General features: G+C 64.8%; 11 protein-coding genes. 5 read left to right on the top strand and 6 right to left on the bottom strand.

Annotation, left to right across the window (positions count from 1 at the left end; genetic code table 11):
• Positions 1-70 precede the first annotated feature (70 nt).
• Both ACP15W_RS19800 and ACP15W_RS19795 read right to left on the bottom strand, forming a co-directional pair.
• The gene (locus tag ACP15W_RS19800) at positions 71-4,558 is read right to left on the bottom strand and encodes a WD40/YVTN/BNR-like repeat-containing protein (RefSeq protein ID WP_424934680.1); all 4,488 of its coding nucleotides are present in this window, start codon (positions 4,556-4,558) and stop codon (positions 71-73) included.
• 118 nt (positions 4,559-4,676) lie between these two features.
• Entirely contained in the window at positions 4,677-4,940 is a 264-nt protein-coding gene (locus ACP15W_RS19795) for a spike base protein, RCAP_Rcc01079 family (protein WP_424934679.1), read from the bottom strand.
• 450 nt (positions 4,941-5,390) lie between these two features.
• Here ACP15W_RS19795 and ACP15W_RS19790 point away from each other — a divergent pair, with 450 nt between their 5' ends.
• The 3 genes from ACP15W_RS19790 to ACP15W_RS19780 all read left to right on the top strand — a co-directional run bounded on the left by ACP15W_RS19790 (position 5,391) and on the right by ACP15W_RS19780 (position 8,335).
• Entirely contained in the window at positions 5,391-6,269 is an 879-nt protein-coding gene (locus tag ACP15W_RS19790) for a hypothetical protein (protein WP_424934678.1), read from the top strand.
• A complete protein-coding gene (locus ACP15W_RS19785; protein ID WP_424934677.1) occupies positions 6,262-7,515 on the top strand; it encodes a glycosyltransferase in 1,254 nt (417 codons plus the stop codon). The genes ACP15W_RS19790 and ACP15W_RS19785 overlap by 8 nt, the downstream gene beginning before the upstream one ends.
• A 73-nt stretch (positions 7,516-7,588) precedes the next feature.
• The gene (locus tag ACP15W_RS19780) at positions 7,589-8,335 is read left to right on the top strand and encodes a hypothetical protein (protein WP_424934676.1); all 747 of its coding nucleotides are present in this window, start codon (positions 7,589-7,591) and stop codon (positions 8,333-8,335) included.
• A gap of 54 nt (positions 8,336-8,389) precedes the next feature.
• On the opposite strand, the gene ACP15W_RS19775 is transcribed toward ACP15W_RS19780, so the two are convergent.
• A complete protein-coding gene (locus ACP15W_RS19775; protein ID WP_424934675.1) occupies positions 8,390-9,283 on the bottom strand; it encodes a sulfotransferase in 894 nt (297 codons plus the stop codon).
• A gap of 37 nt (positions 9,284-9,320) precedes the next feature.
• Positions 9,321-10,241, bottom strand: a complete 921-nt coding sequence (locus ACP15W_RS19770; protein WP_424934674.1) for a hypothetical protein — start codon at positions 10,239-10,241, stop codon at positions 9,321-9,323.
• A gap of 178 nt (positions 10,242-10,419) precedes the next feature.
• Between ACP15W_RS19770 and ACP15W_RS19765 the strand changes: the two genes are divergently transcribed.
• Positions 10,420-11,169, top strand: a complete 750-nt coding sequence (locus ACP15W_RS19765) for a sulfotransferase family 2 domain-containing protein (RefSeq protein WP_424934673.1) — start codon at positions 10,420-10,422, stop codon at positions 11,167-11,169.
• A 99-nt stretch (positions 11,170-11,268) separates the two neighbouring features.
• The gene (locus ACP15W_RS19760) at positions 11,269-11,394 is read left to right on the top strand and encodes a hypothetical protein (RefSeq protein ID WP_424934672.1); all 126 of its coding nucleotides are present in this window, start codon (positions 11,269-11,271) and stop codon (positions 11,392-11,394) included.
• 15 nt (positions 11,395-11,409) lie between these two features.
• Here the strand turns inward: ACP15W_RS19760 and ACP15W_RS19755 are convergent, their stop codons facing one another.
• Both ACP15W_RS19755 and ACP15W_RS19750 read right to left on the bottom strand, forming a co-directional pair.
• The gene (locus tag ACP15W_RS19755) at positions 11,410-12,270 is read right to left on the bottom strand and encodes a glycosyltransferase (protein ID WP_424934671.1); all 861 of its coding nucleotides are present in this window, start codon (positions 12,268-12,270) and stop codon (positions 11,410-11,412) included.
• Entirely contained in the window at positions 12,267-14,765 is a 2,499-nt protein-coding gene (locus ACP15W_RS19750) for a glycosyltransferase (RefSeq protein WP_424934670.1), read from the bottom strand. Before ACP15W_RS19750 ends, ACP15W_RS19755 begins: the two co-directional genes overlap by 4 nt.
• Positions 14,766-14,792 lie beyond the last annotated feature (27 nt).

The raw sequence follows: 14,792 nt of genomic DNA, 5'->3' as shown, positions 1-14,792 counted from the left end.
GCGCTTCGTGTTTCCTAGGTTTCTTCCGTACCGGTGTCCGTGAGACACGGACACCGGGAAGACGGTCGGATCAGTAGCCGTAGGTGGCGGTGATCCAGCTCCGGTCGTAGTTCCACCAGTCCTCGTAGTTCTTCAGCCGTTCGCGGGCCAGATCATTGAGATAGGGCGGCGCGAAATACCGGGTGCCCACGGTTCCAACCGTGTAGAGGATGTCGGTGTGGGGACAGACCTCGATCGAGCGCACGGCGCCGGTCTTCGGCAGGTGCTTGTCGAGTTCGGTGAAGCTCTCCCCGTCGTCGGTCGTGCGCCAGACCGTCGCGGTGCCGGTGCCCTGGCACTGCATGTAGAAGACACCGGGGTAGTTGAACGAGTATTTGCAGCGCCACATCTCACTGCGCCCGCGCTCACTGACAAGCATCGTGCGCTTGGTCTTGCCATCGTATTCCTGAAGGCCGACGCCCTTGTTCCACCACAGGATCTTGTCGTGGTCGAGCGGGCTGACGTCGATCGCGACCTCCTTCTGGCCGCCCTGATTGAGCGAGATGTTCGTGCCCAGATCCACGTAGTGATACCAGCTCTCGCCCTGATCGTCCGAGCGGTGGACCGCATTCATGTTTCCGTTGAGCGCGTAGAGGACCCGGTGATCGGTGTGGGAGCAGGCAAAGACATGTGCATCATATCCGCCGGAGGGCCAGTTCTTCTTGTTGCGCAGATCGACCCAGCTCGAACCGTTGTTGGTCGAACGGAAGTGGTCCGAGTAGATGATCTTGCCGTATCCCGGAACCGGGCAGTATTTCAGGAACCGGCACCAGGGGTTGCCGCCGTTCTGATCGTTCAGGATCTGATTGATCGTCGTCCAGCTCGGGCTGTTGGCCGTCGCATTGTGGGTGATCCGGGCGGAATAGCTGTTGTAGTCGCCCGTGGTGATCACGAAGTCGTTCTTGTTGTCAGGGGAGAAGCCGCCCGTGCCCGAGCCCGCGATCGAGGCCGGTGCGCCGCCGGCCCCGTGGCCCATGCGGTAGAAGGATTTCCAGCCGTTGCGGGTGATCAGACCGCCCTTGTCGAAGGCGCAGACGCAGGCGATGTCCGGGTCGGTCGGGTGGAACGCGATCCCGGCAGCATTCATGTCACCGGCCCCGGCATGCTCCACGCCATCGCCGGAATTGCGGAAGTTGATGCCGTCGGTGGTGCTCCAGTGCCGCGCCTTGGCATGCAGGATGGCCGCCTTGTTGTCGTTGCTCTTGAGCGGCAGGACCCCACCCATGAACTCGAAATTGGTCTTTCCCGGAACGTTGAGAGTCGAATCTCCCACACCCTGCGGCCAGCCATAAGTCTTGGACTCGCCTTTCGGCAGTTCGGTCCAGGAGGGAGAGGCCGCCAGGCCATTCGCGCTGAACCGCGACGGAATGCCGGTATTGCTGCCATTGCTGGTATTCTTGTTCACCGACATCGCCCAGACGCGGGAAAAATCATAGGGTGATGCGAAGACGTTCCAGTTGCCATTGTCGTTCGGCGAAATGAGATGTGCCGAGCCGAACCCGTCGGTCGTGCGGTAGATGCCCCGGTTGAGCACGCAGATATAGGCGATATCGGCGTTTGTGGGATGGCACTCGATCCCCGTGACCCAGCCGCTGGGCAGGCCGTTCGGGCGCGATGCGTTGCTCCAGGAGTTACCGAAATTGGTGGAGGTGTGGATGCCCTTCTCGGAGCCGACATAGACCTTGCCCTTGGCGTCCTGCGTGAGCGTGTAGAGCCGGGAAAGCTGGTTGTTCTTGAAATAGGTGTTGGCAACCGACCAGGTGCGGCCGCGATCGGTCGACTTCAGCGTCTCGCCGCCCTGGTTGCCATACCAGCGGTTCACGAACAGCCATTCATCGTAATCTTGGTTGTTCCAGATCAGTGTCCTAGTCCAGGCGCGGAAGTTCCGGTTGGACTGACCCTGGCCGCCGACCACATAGAGGTCCTTGTGCGCGTAGGGATAGGTCTGGCCGTGATCCTCGGTGCGGAACAGGCCGCCCACGTTGGAGGGGTTGGCGCCGCTCCGGCTGGCGCAGACCGCGACCCACTGGCCGGGATATTCCGGGTCGAGCTTGCAGGTGACGCCGAAACGCGAGGTGAGCCCGCGTCCTTCCGGAACGTGCCAAGTCGCGAATTCGTTGCGCGCATCGCGCGTGTACCAGATGTGGTGCACATCCATGATGGTGATCGCGTCGTCCGGATAGAGCCGGTGCACGTCGCCGCCGTGGAAGAACTGGTAGTGCTCGCCGCCCTTGCCTTCGCGATAGCCGTTCGTCAGGCCCTTGCCGAGCGCGTCCTCGCCGACGAGCAGCGCCGGGCGCCAGATATCGGTGGAGACGGATGGCTCGCCGGGCACCTCGACCGTGGTGCTTGTTTCCGGACCCGCGGTTCCGGCGCTGCCCAGGGCACGCACCCTGATGTCCGCGGTGCGGCCCCACATGGCCTTGCCCAGATCCACGGTGAAGCTCGGGGACGGCAGGTCCTGCCATTCCGTCGTGCCGCTGCGCCACTGGATCACGCCACTGCCGTCGTCCCCCCAGGAAGCCGGCTCATCCGCATCAACCGAGATGGCGACCAGTCCATCCCCATCGCCGGGGGATGTCTTCCAGTTGGCCACTTCCGCAGGCGGGATGGCGGGCGGCGGCGGCAGGATCGCCTTCTTGCCGGATTCGTCCGACCACTCTCCGGTCTCGCTCGCCTTGTAGCGCAGACGGAAATTGGCGGCGCGCGCCTGACCATCCTTGAAGAGATGCCAGTCACCGGTGTCCTTGTTGAGCATTTCGGTGACGAATTCGCGGGTTTCGCCATCGACCAGGGTCAGGGTCTCCCAGTGTTCGTCCAGTGCAGGATCGTAAAAGCTGGTCGTCCACTGCGCCGCATGGACCGGCACGTCGGCGGCGATGCGGACCTTCGGCTGATAGGTCTCCTCCTGCCCGGCCGGAGCCCAGACGGTCGTGACGATGTCCCATTCGTCATCCGCGAGCACGGGCGGCGTACCGATATCGACCGGCTCGATCGTGACCTGGAACGCACTGCTTGCCGTGCCGCCGGAATTGCTGGCCGAGACTGTCACGACGCCATCGAGCGCGGTGCCGGTGGGGATGGAGACGACACCGGTCGCGGCATCGATTTCGGCGCCAAGCCCCTCGACCGCGAAGGACAGGTTCTCGCCGGTGAACACGTCCGCGGTTTCCACCCGTTGCAGACCGGTATTCTGGTCGAAGATCTCTTCGGGCAATTCGCCGGCAGCGACAGGGGCCGCATAGGTCACCTCGAGCGGCTTGGTCACCGCCTCGGCGGAACCGGCAATGTTGGTGGCCGTCACCCGGCAGGAGATTTCCTTGAGATCATCTTCCGGGCCGGGAACGTATTCGGCACCCGCCACACCCTCGATCTCCGCGCCGTCGCAGAGCCACTGAAGCGCTAGTTCGGGGGCCGGGACACCGCCCCAGAGCCCCTGGTCGAGCGTGATGGCCTGACCGATCGTGGCGGGCCCCGCGAGAACCGGCGCGCTCAGCAGGACCGGCAGGATCCGGGACGCCGAGACGGTGACCTCGAACACGGCCTCGGCCGCGCCGCCGGAGTTCTCGGCCCTGACCGTCACTTCCGCCGCGTCCAGAACAGCATCCGTGGGAATGCTGAGCGCGCCGGTCGCAGCGTCGATCGTGGCACCTGCACCGCTCACGGAGAAGCGCAGCCCGAGCCCCTCGAAGGCATCCGCCGCATCGATCGAAATGGCGGCATCGCCCTTGCCTGCGCTCACATCCTTGAGGATGCCCGCAAGTTCGGGTGCCTCATGGGTGATCTTCAGCGCCTCGGTGACGACCCCAACGCTGCCGCCCGCATTGGCGGCGGTCACCCGGCAGGAGATTTCCCCGAGATCGTCTTGCGGGCCGGGAACGTATTCGGCTTTCGTCGCACCCTTGACCTCCGCGCCGTCGCGCAGCCATTGCAGGGAAAGCGCGGGCGCCGGATAGCCGGTCCACGCACCGGGATCGACCATGATCCCGGACCCGATCTTGCCGCTGCCTGCCAGGGCCGGGCCAGAGGTCATTTCAGGGGCGACCGGCTCGACCGTGGCCTTGAAGGTGCTGGTCGCACTGCCGCCCGGATTGGTCGCCGTCACCGTGATCAGTTCACCGCTGAGAAGGTCATCGGTGGCGATAGTGACCACTCCTTTCGCGGAGTCAATCGTGGCGCCTGCGCCACTGACGGTAAAGGTCAGATTCTCGCCGGTGAAATCCGCGGCCGCATCCACCGTGACGGGGCCGGAACCGGCCGGCGCGATCACATCCGCCAGCGCGCCTGCGGAGACGGGAGCTTCAGGCTGTTCGGTCCCGATCTCCCGGATGGAGAGATTGACCTCGAACCGGCCAGAGGTTTCGCCGTCTTCATCGGAAGAGGCCACGTTCACGGCGATGCCGTTCGCGAGCGCCTCGGGAGAGATCCGGATTTCCCCGGTCTCCGAGTCGATGGAAACCCCCTCGGAATTCGCGCCGAATTCGAGGGAAAGTTTTGAAAATGAAAGCTGATCGCTCAAGTAAATTGCTCCAATGACTTGGAAAATAAGGTCGTGAATGGCTCTCGCTGCATGATCGCCGGCACCCTGAAGCACACCTCCCGGCCCGGTCAGGGCGCCCAGCAGAAGCGAGGTCATGCTACCAGAGGCCGAGAATCGCGGAGGCCGTGGTGCCCGTGGCCAGGACACGGGTCACCCGGAGCGGCATCAATGTGCCGGGCGGTACACTGGCGAAGGTGACGGTTTCGCCGCCGAGCATCGCGACACGCAGATCACCCCCCTGGCCCACATAGAGCGCCCGCGTCACATGCGAAATGTCCGACGCATCGCCGGGTGTGATCGGTGCCGCGTTCTCGGGAGGGGAAACCAGGCTGCGACTGTATTTGCTGAATTCGTCAATCATCGATCTCGTTCGTGCGCTCCGGCCAGCTGGCTCCGATGGCATCCGCCACGGGTAAGGGGTGGGAGCTCCCGCCTGGAATCGAAGCCTGCTCATGAAGGGAATACGGCACTGCTTGCCTCCGAAGGGGGGCTGCAAGATGCCGGAAGGCTGCAAAAGACACAGCCATGCGCGAAAGGTGCGCGTCTTTTTCTATCAAAATATGCCCGAAAAGTGAATTCCAATCGAGCGGCGCGCTGCCCGGCGCCGATTTGCGCAATCATGTCGCGGGTCCGATTCAATCCGAAGTCCTCCGTTCTAGGTTCTGGACACTCCATGCGCGGCGGGGCAGAAGAGGCCCGGATTTTCAGTCTTCGGCATCGGGATGGGCAGGCGGGTGAACAGAACGGCAAGCAGGCAAGCTCCAGGCAGCCCGCGGCACGCCCGAAGCCATTTCTGCGGGAGCGTTCCACAATGGTGACCGGTATCGGGATCACACGTCACGCCGGGGAGGAAGAAGCTGGCTCCCGCAGGGGAGGCCGCAACGAGGGGAAAGAGCGCCGCTCTCCCCGCCTGCATCTGCTTGCCGGATGCCGGAACCTTCTCGCCCCCGCACCGTTGCCGAGCGAGGAGATCGTGCGCCTGCTCGGAAAGAAGCGGGTGCAAGGCGCCACCGCCTTCTGGCTCTCGGCGCGCTGTGGACCGTTCTATCACGACTTTCTTCTCGAGGCGGAAGGCGACACGCGGGTCGCGGTCTTTGCCCGGTCGCTGACGGAGGATTTCGGCAGCCGGGTCGAACCGCTCGTGGTGCTGCCCACCCTGATCGCGGAGGCGACAGGGGCGCTGCCGCCTGCCCATGGCATGCGGGGGGCGCCTGGCGTTCTTCTGGAAATTCTGCGATCCCAGCCGAGCCTCGATCTCGTGCTTCACGCTTTTGCACTGCCGGCAAGCGTCGATGCCGACGGCAGCTGGGCGGGGCCGGCCGAACTGCTCGCCCCGCAGGCACGGGGCCGGCTCGACGGCCTGCGTGCGTCGCTGGCGGCAGAAGGGCAGGACCCGGACAGGATCAGGATCCGCGTGACCGAGGCATCCCGCAAGGCCCCGGGCTTCGAGGCTCTGCTGCGCAATGCCCTCTCCTGCGAAATCGCGAAACGGCTCGCACCGGACCTGGCCACGGCGGGGATCGGGGTCGATTTCCCGCAACTGGAAACCGCGATCGCGCAGATCCTCGCCAACTGGAGTGCAGCCGGCCAGCCCCCTGCCCCCTCCCTGGGGGCGTCCGAGCTCGACAGGCTGTCCGAGCGTGTCTCGATGGCATTGCCGTCCTTCGTTCAGGTATTTGCGGATGCGTGAGAGTGTCATCCTGCCCCGTCCACGCCGGAAGATCTGCTTCGTCATCGACAAGCTCGCGGGCCGCAGCGGCGGCGCCGAACGGATCCTGATCGGCACCGCCAACGGGCTCGCGGCACGTGGTCACGAGGTGCAGATCCTCACCCACGAGCCCCGGGGCATCCCGCCGTTCTATCCGCTCGCACCGGGGGTCATTCACACCAACCTGCGACGCCCCAAGGCGGTGCGCAACCGGATCCGCCGCAAGATCGACGCGATCCGCGACAGCCTGCACGCACGCTACAAGACCCCGCCCTTTCCGGCCGACCACCTGCTCTGGACCAGCAAATACGGGGCGTTCTGGCGCCGCCTCGAGACCCATCTCGCCGCGCATCAGCCGGATGTGGCCATCGCCTTCCTGCCACCGGCCATCACCGCACTCGGGCGTGCCCGCCCCTCGCCGGGCCTGCGCCGGATCGCCTCGCTCCACAATGTTCCCGAACAGGACTACCGCAACCCCGCGCGCTGGGATCCGAGCCCGCTGGACCGCGCGCGCCGCTGGGCCGGGCTCGAGGCCTGCGATGCGGTCACCGTCCTGCTGCCCGAATTCCGCCAGTGGTTCCCGGAGGAATTGCGCCGGCGCATCTCGATCATGCCCAATCCCGTCCCGCCGGTGCCCTCCAGCCGCATCCGCAGCCATGGCCGCGACCGGACCGTGCTCTCGGTTGGCCGGCTCGCCCCGGTCAAGCGGCAGGACCTGCTGATCGATGCCTGGGCGGAACTGGTGGAGCGGTTTCCCGACTGGACGCTCAAGATCTTCGGGATCGGGCCGGACCAGGAAAAACTCGCGGCCCGGGTGCGCGAACTCGGCCTCGAGGACAAGGTGCTCCTGATGGGCCATACCGATGCCATAGGCGAGGAATACCTCACCGCCGGCATCCTGTGCCACCCGGCGGAATACGAGGGCTGGGGACTTGCGGTGACCGAGGCCCTGGCCGCCGGGCTCGTCCCGGTGGGCTTCGCCGACTGCCCCGGCGTCAACCAGCTCATCGAGGATGGCCGGACCGGGGTTCTGGTGGATCCCGGGCCGGGCAGCCGGGAGGCGCGTGTCCATGCGCTGGCGGAGGCCCTGTGCGACCTGATGGCCGATCCCGAACGGCGCACCCGCCTCGGCATGGCCGGCCCGGCCAGCATGTGCGATTTCGCGCCCGACCGGGTGATCGATCTCTGGGAAGATCTGCTCTACACCGAGGCGGGGGCCCGCCCTTGAGCCGCCTCATTCTCCCGGGACATCCAGAACGCGCGGCCAACTGCAAAACACGTGGTGCATAAGGAAGATCACCGTGATCATTTCACATCATTGGAAGTTCGTTTTCGTCAAGACGCGAAAGACAGGTGGAACATCCGCGGAGATCGCCCTGTCCCGGCTGTGCAAGCCGGGAGACATCGTGACACCGGTCTCCCAGGAGGATGAGCACCTTCGGCCCGATGTGGCCGTGGGCCCGCAGCAGATGACCTTCAAGGTCAACGGGAGCGTGATCAAGCTCACCAACCATTCTCCCCTGCGGGACGCATTCCGGGTGTTCGGGGCCAAGTTGAAGGACTACAAGATCATTTCGGTCGAAAGAAACCCGTTCGACCGGGCGGTTTCCCTGTATTTCTGGCAAAAACGGAACAGGCCGGAAAACAATTCCGGGATGAGCGCGAAATGGGTCATCAACACCTTCAACTCCAACATGCCTCTGTATTCGCTTTTCGGAATTCCCGTGTTTGACCACATGCTGCGCACCGAAAATCTCGACGAGGACCTGGCGGCCCTGGCGCAGGATCTCGGGGTTGAGGGAGATCTGGCGTCGGGTCTGGTCCGGGCCAAATCGGGCTATCGTCCCAAGAGCGCATCACGCGAAGAGGTCTTTGCCGATGATCTTCTGCGGAGCGTCGTGGAAAGCAAGTCGATGGCCGAACTCTACCAGTTCGGCTATTCCTTCGACCGGGTCGGTTGCGAGCCGATCGCCCCTCTTCCTCACCGAAAGCAGGTCATTTCGGCCTATATCAGAAAACTGAAGCAGGCCGAAGCTCTCAACGTCTGAAACCGGGGGCGTTGATACGCTCCCGGCCTCACCGCCGTCCCGCCCCTCTGCGGCTCAGGCCATGAGCAACGGGCGGGCATTCGGCCAGACATTGCAGACGGTCTCGGTCCCGAACCTGGCCGCGACCGCGTCGTAGACGCTGCGGTAATATTGCATGACCTCGTCTTTCGCGCGCTCCGAGACATTCGCGGTCTTGGGCGATGCATTCACGAACTTGCCGAAATCCGCAGGGACCGTCTCGATCTCGAGGAAGTTGCAGATCCTGGAAACGGCCGCTTCCGTGAAAAGGCTTTCATAGAACTCGTAATGGATGTTTTCCGGGGGAAAGACCTGTTCGATGCACTCCATCGTCCGGTCATAGCGCGTGCGGAGCACCTGCGGCGACTTCGTGTAGATTTCGAGCAGCCGCTCTTCCTCGGATTTCTGCAGGATCCTGGCATCCGGATCCTTTTCGCGATGCTTGCGAAAACTCATGCGGACGGCCGACCAGACCCGTTCGAAGGGATCGCGCATCAGGAAAATGACCTTTACCGGCACGCCCCGCATCGCGAAACCATCCCGGATATGGGCGAGCCGTTCGACTGACAGCCCGGCATAGGCCGGCGTGATATCCGCGGTCAGCCGGACCCGGGGGTCGCGCAGCAGAAGATAGTGGAAGTAATCGAAATAGCTGCCCGAATCGAGGAGGAACTGAAGCCTGAGCAGGATCTTGGATCGCTTCTCGCTGGGCATGCCCGGCGTTTTCAGCGCCTTGCGGGCATTGGCCTGAACGCGTTGGCGAAAGGCCTTCGAACTGGGCAGATCGAGGGCATCGAACACATGATATTCCTTCAGAAACCCGAGATCGGTCTCGTCGGAACGTTGCAGGTAGTCATGCAGCCAAGTGGTTCCGCCCTTCTGGCATCCCACGCCAAGCAGAAAGGTCTTGTGATGCGAAGTATGGTCCACGATTCATTTCCCAGTTAAGATGCACAAGAGTGTTGGATCAGTAATATCCGAGACCATTACCCGGCCCGCCGAGGTCGTATTTCTCGAACAACGTCTGGTTGGATGCCGCATATGTTTCGAATATGTCCGCTCGCGCCTCGGAACCGAGCAGGGCGGCCCGGGGGTGCGTGGCCGTAGAGAAATGCTCCTGCAAGAAGCGGCGAAGAAGCTTTCTTTCCTGCTCGTTCAGCATGGGATTGACCTGGCGGGCGATCTTCATGCCAAGCTCGCCGTAACTGCGGTTGGCGACCCGTCCCGTGCTGGTTTCTTTCTGCGCTTCAAACTTTTCCGTGTCCTGTATGCCGCAAAGTGACAGGAACTCCCGGAAGAAGTCATCCGATCCGGCCTGCCGGATCCTCTCGAAGGGACGGATGAGGATACGCTCCTGCGGCACGACGGAAGCCAGGTCCTTGACCACCCTGAGCCAGGAGAAATCCACGTTCTCCGTCCGCTTCATGAATTGCTCGAATTTCAGTTTTCGGCCCAGATGCACGTATTGCATGTAGACGGACTCGAGATAATCCGCCTGCGTACGGGTGTAGAGTATGAAGAAGACGTCGAAATTCGGCAGCGCATCGCGGATGTAGCGCGCCGCCGCGCCTATGTTCTGGTAGAAATCCTGGATGTTCAGGCTGCTGACCAAGTCCTCGTTCGTGATGAGGATGTCGCCCTTCCTGCGGGACAGGATTTCCCCGAGGTTTCTCTTCGACCTGGGAGACATCGTATCCGGATCGCGCGTGCCATGGGCAACCTCGCCAAGCTCCTTTGCAAAGGGCGTATTCAGGATTTCCTGGCGCAGAACCACATCGAGTCCAGCCTGGGAGAGCGCGCTCTGGCACGTGCGCAGATTTGCCTGGAGAAACGAGGAAGCGGTCTTGTGTGCGCCGATGTGGAAATAGATCTTCCGGTTTTCACGCATCAGGTCAATACACTCGCATGCTATTCAAGGGCCGGATGAGGACGGGGCGGGCCAGGCCCCCTGCCCACCGAATTCACCGGCCACTGATAATTAGAGCGGGTTGTATTGAAAAGCACATTCCACGGTCATACCAGATCCCGGGAACGTGCCGTGCAACTTCGGAAAGGGGCAGCATTCGATGCAGTCGAACGAGAACGACAAGGCCAGGAAGAAAGCGAGACAGCGCCCCCTGCAGAGCCGGGCCGTGCCGCCCCAGCTCAACGGGGCGATCAATTTCGACATGGAAGCCATCTTCGTGGCCGTGCCCAAGACCGGCACCACATCCGTGCGCGCGCAGCTCTCGCCCGGCGGCCCCTATCTCTATCCCTTCGCGCATCTCGACATCTGCCAGATCCGCGACATTCTCTATGCCTATGAGCTGATGAAGGCTTTGCGGCAGAACAAGACCTTCCCGACGGAGAACGTGTCCACCGACGCCGAGGTCCGCGAACGCGCGCGCGCCATGTTCGAGACTTTCTTCAAGTTTTCCAGCGTGCGCAATCCCTGGGCCCGGGCGGTTTCGCTCTACTACCGCAGCGAAGGCGTGCAGATTTCCGACAAGATCAGCTTCGAGGAGTTCTGCGAGCGCCACACCCATGCCAGCGACACCTGCCTCGTGCCGACCCTGCACCAGAACCAGATCGACTGGATCACCGACGAGTCGGGCAAGGTGGTGGTGGACTATGTCTACAAGATCGAGGAATTCGCCGAGAAGATCGACGAGATCCACGAGCGCTCCGGCGGGCGCGTGCGCCTCAAGCCCCTGCAGAACAACGTGAACGCCCGCTCGCGCTCCGGCAGCTACCGCGATCTCTACAACGATCACACCCGCAAGCTGATCGCCAAACGCTTCGAGCGCGACATCGACGGTTTCGGCTATGTGTTTTGAGCCCCGGGCCTTCCGACGGACCCGGCGATCGGGCCGCCTCACCGTTGGAGGGTAGACAGGAATGACCGCAAGGCCCTCGTCGAGGAGAACCGCGCGCCGATGCAGACCAATTCCAACAGCAAGATCCTGAAATATTACACCGACGAGATCGCCGCCAAGGTGGCCGAGCGCTACCGGCTCGATTTCGAGGCCTTCGGCTACAGCACGGATCCGGAAAAGGCCTGATCCTGCCTTCGGGGGTCAGCGCCGCTCCGCCGCCCCGCCCGCGAGCAACCGGGCGACCTCGGCAAGCTCCACGCCCCAGAGCCTGAAGCGCACGGCCGCGGCGATCAGCCGGAAGCGGAGAGGATGCGGGCTCGCAAGGTAGTAGACCGTATCGCGCAGGGGCGGCGCGAGACTGCGCAGCGTCCAGAAGATGCGCCGCCGCACGGACCCGGCCCGGACCTGCCCGCCCTTCACCCGCCGGGCCTTGAGCGCGAGCTCCTCCCAGTTCGTGCGGCAGGGATGCGCGACCACGGCCCCGGGCACGAGGCAAAGCTCATATCCTCTCGTGCCCGCCCTGCGGCAGAACTCCGCATCGCCCCCGGAGCGCCGCGCGGCATCGAACCCGCCCAAGCGCTCGAATATCTCCCGGGGCACCGCGAGATTGGCGGTGGTCGCATAGCCATGGGCGACGTAACGCGCCTGGGGAATGCCACGCACGAGATCGTAGATCGCATGGGCATTGGGCTCGGGCGGCAGCTCCATTTCCACCGGCCCGGCCCGCAGCCCTTGGGGCATCGCACCCGTGAGCGCGTCGAGCCAGCCCGGCACGGGGCGGCAGTCGGCATCGGTAAACACCAGCCATTTCCCCCGCGCCTGCGCGGCCCCGGCATTGCGCGCGGCATAGGAGCCGGGCGTTTCGCAGGGCAGGATGCGGGCATTTTCCGGCAGGGCCACGGGCGGCGGGGGCGCAGGTGCGTCGTTGTTCACGATCAGCACCTCGAACCGATCCTGGGCCAGGGTCTGGCCGCCGAGCGCCGCGAGCAGCACCTCGACGATCTCCCAGTGCCGATGCACCGGCACGATCACGGAGATGTCCGGAACCGAGGCGTCCCTCATATTGTCTCCAGCCGTGCGAGCCGCTTTGGAAAGACCTCCCAGGCGCAGGTTTCCCGCACGAAGGCCCGGCCCGTCTCCACCCGCGCCTCCCAAGCCGCCTTGTCGCGCCACAGCGTCTCGATCAGCGGCCAGACCTCCTCCGGCGCGGCGTAGAGGGCGGCTTCCCCGAAGGTCGGCTCGAATTCGGGGGGCAGGATCACCGGCACGCCCACCGCCATCGCCTCCATCGGCGCACGGCCGAATTCCTCGAAATATTCCGGGTCCGGATAGTGCAGGAAGACATCGAGATCGGCGAGAAAGAGGCGCACGTCGCGTCCGTCGAAAGGATGGATCCGCCAGTTCCTCGGCCAGCGCCCCACGCGGTCCCGCGCGAAATGCGCCCCGCCCAGGAACCGCACCTCGCACGGTTTCTCGGCGCAATAGGCCGCCCGCAGGGCCGCCGGATCGCGCGGCCATTTCAGCGGATGGTCGCGCCCGTGACGCCCGATGACCGGACGCGGACGGGCAGCGCCGCGCCAGCGGGGCACATGCGCACACCAGGTTTTCGTATCGATCAGCGGCGTCCAGGTATCGCCGAGCGGCGCCGGATAGCGGGCGTCCGCGTCCATGGCCGCACGCACCCGTCCCGAGATTGGCGCCCAGCGTCCGTCGCTCCCCAGCGCACGGGTGAGATGCGCGCGCACGCGGGCCGGATCATAGGCCACGTCGTGCCCGGCCCGGTCGCGCTCGGCCATCTGGTTGACCACCACCGTGAGTGTCTTGTGCGTCACCTGCGGGAACCGGTCCATCAGCTCCGCGAAGACCGGGGGATAGGTGACGATGACATGGGTTGCCCGCACCGCCTCGCCGGGGGCCACGATCCGCATGTCCTGCTCTGCGGCCAGCCGGCGGACATCCTGGGCAAGCGGTACGGTCACGTCCTGGTCGTAGCGGCGATACTGCAGGAGACCGGCCCGAAGCCCGGCGGCCCGCGCCGCCCCGGCCATGGCGAGCCCGGATTTCTGCGTGCCGCCCAGGAAGTTGAAATCGCCGATAAAAAGCGCATCGAGGGCTGCGCCCGTCCCCCGCTCGGGGCGCAGGATCGCGGGTGCGGGAAAATAGGGCGGCGTGAGCTTGAAGCCCTCGCGGCGGGTGATCTGCGGATCGAGGCTTGCCTGCCAGAAGGCCGCGGCCTCGCGGTATTCGCGCCGGATCCCGTGGTAGATCGTCAGCACATGGCTCGCCCCGGTGCGGGTGAGCGAGGAGGGGATGAGCCGGCCGAAGGACAGCGGGCAATCCTTCAGGATCAGCCGTCGCCGGAAGGCCTCGCGCGGGCGGCCCGCGAGATGCTCGAAGCGCCAGATCAGTTCCTTGTCAGCGGCGATCCGCGCCGCGTCCCAGCCCCCGAAGCGGTCGAAAAGCTCCCGGCGGAAGAGGGCCGAACTGTCATTGAGCCCCAGTAGGTCGGGAAAGACCCGCGCCGGGCCCAGAAAGGCGAGATCGGGGGTCGCGCGCACCCAGGACGAGAAGGTCGAGGGCGCGCGGGTCTGTCGCAGGGCGCTCAATTGCCGGGCGATCTTCTCCGGGTGCGACCAGTCATCGGCATCGTGCACGGTGATGAAATCGCCCGTGGCCTCCGCCATCGCGCGGGTGCGCGCCATGTAGCCGCCCTGGTTCTTCTCCTGACGGATCAGTCGGATACGGGAATCCTCTCGGGCGAGATCCGCCGCCACATCGGTGGTGTGATCGGTGGAGGCATCATCCACCACCAGGATCTCCAGGTCGCCATGGGTCTGGTCCGTGAGGCTCCGGAGCGCCGTGGCGAGCGTCGCCTCGGCATTGAAGACCGGCACGATCACCGTGACCCGGCCCGTCGTTCCCGGCTGCGGCCCTGGTGCGGTTCCGCTGAGATTGTCCAGCGAAAGCAGGCTGTTGGAATCGCGGCGGATCACCTCCTGCAACCCGAAACGGCGGAAGACGGCGTTGATATGCGTGAGCGTGGCGGCATCCGCCTCCGGGCCCTGGGGGTCGCCGCCAGCAATGCGCCAGGACCCCGCGAGGATCAGCGAGAGCGAGGGGTCGGGATCGCGCACCCCGAGGCGTTCGGCAATCAGCGACCGGGCCGCGGCCCCCTGCCCGGCCTGGCCCAGATAAAGCGCCTCGAGCGCATATTGCCGCCGCTCGAAAGCGGCCTCGGGGCGCGCCTCGCGCATGGTCCGGATCCAGGTGAGTGCGGTGTTGAAATCGCCGTGCGCCGCGTGCCAGCGCGAGAGAACCCAAGCGGAATCAGCGGCTTGCTTCGGATTTCCGCCTTCGACCAATGCCTCGAGATCTCTGCAGGCAGCCTCGGAAAACCCGTGCCAGAGCCGCTCCTCGAGCCCCGAGGCGCTGGTGGCGAGCCCTGCGCGCAGCCGCGCCGCCCGACCGCGCAGCCAGGCCTCCAGCCGGTGGGGGATGGCATTGCGCACCGGGTCCGGCAGGGCGGAATAGAGGGCACGGAGGCGGGCGGGCGTCATGCGCGGGAATCGATATGGTTTCGATAT

The sequence above is a fragment of the Amaricoccus macauensis genome (assembly GCF_049800915.1).
Taxonomy (GTDB): Bacteria; Pseudomonadota; Alphaproteobacteria; order Rhodobacterales; family Rhodobacteraceae; genus Amaricoccus; species Amaricoccus macauensis_A.
This window is presented reverse-complemented; position numbering and strand designations above follow the sequence as displayed.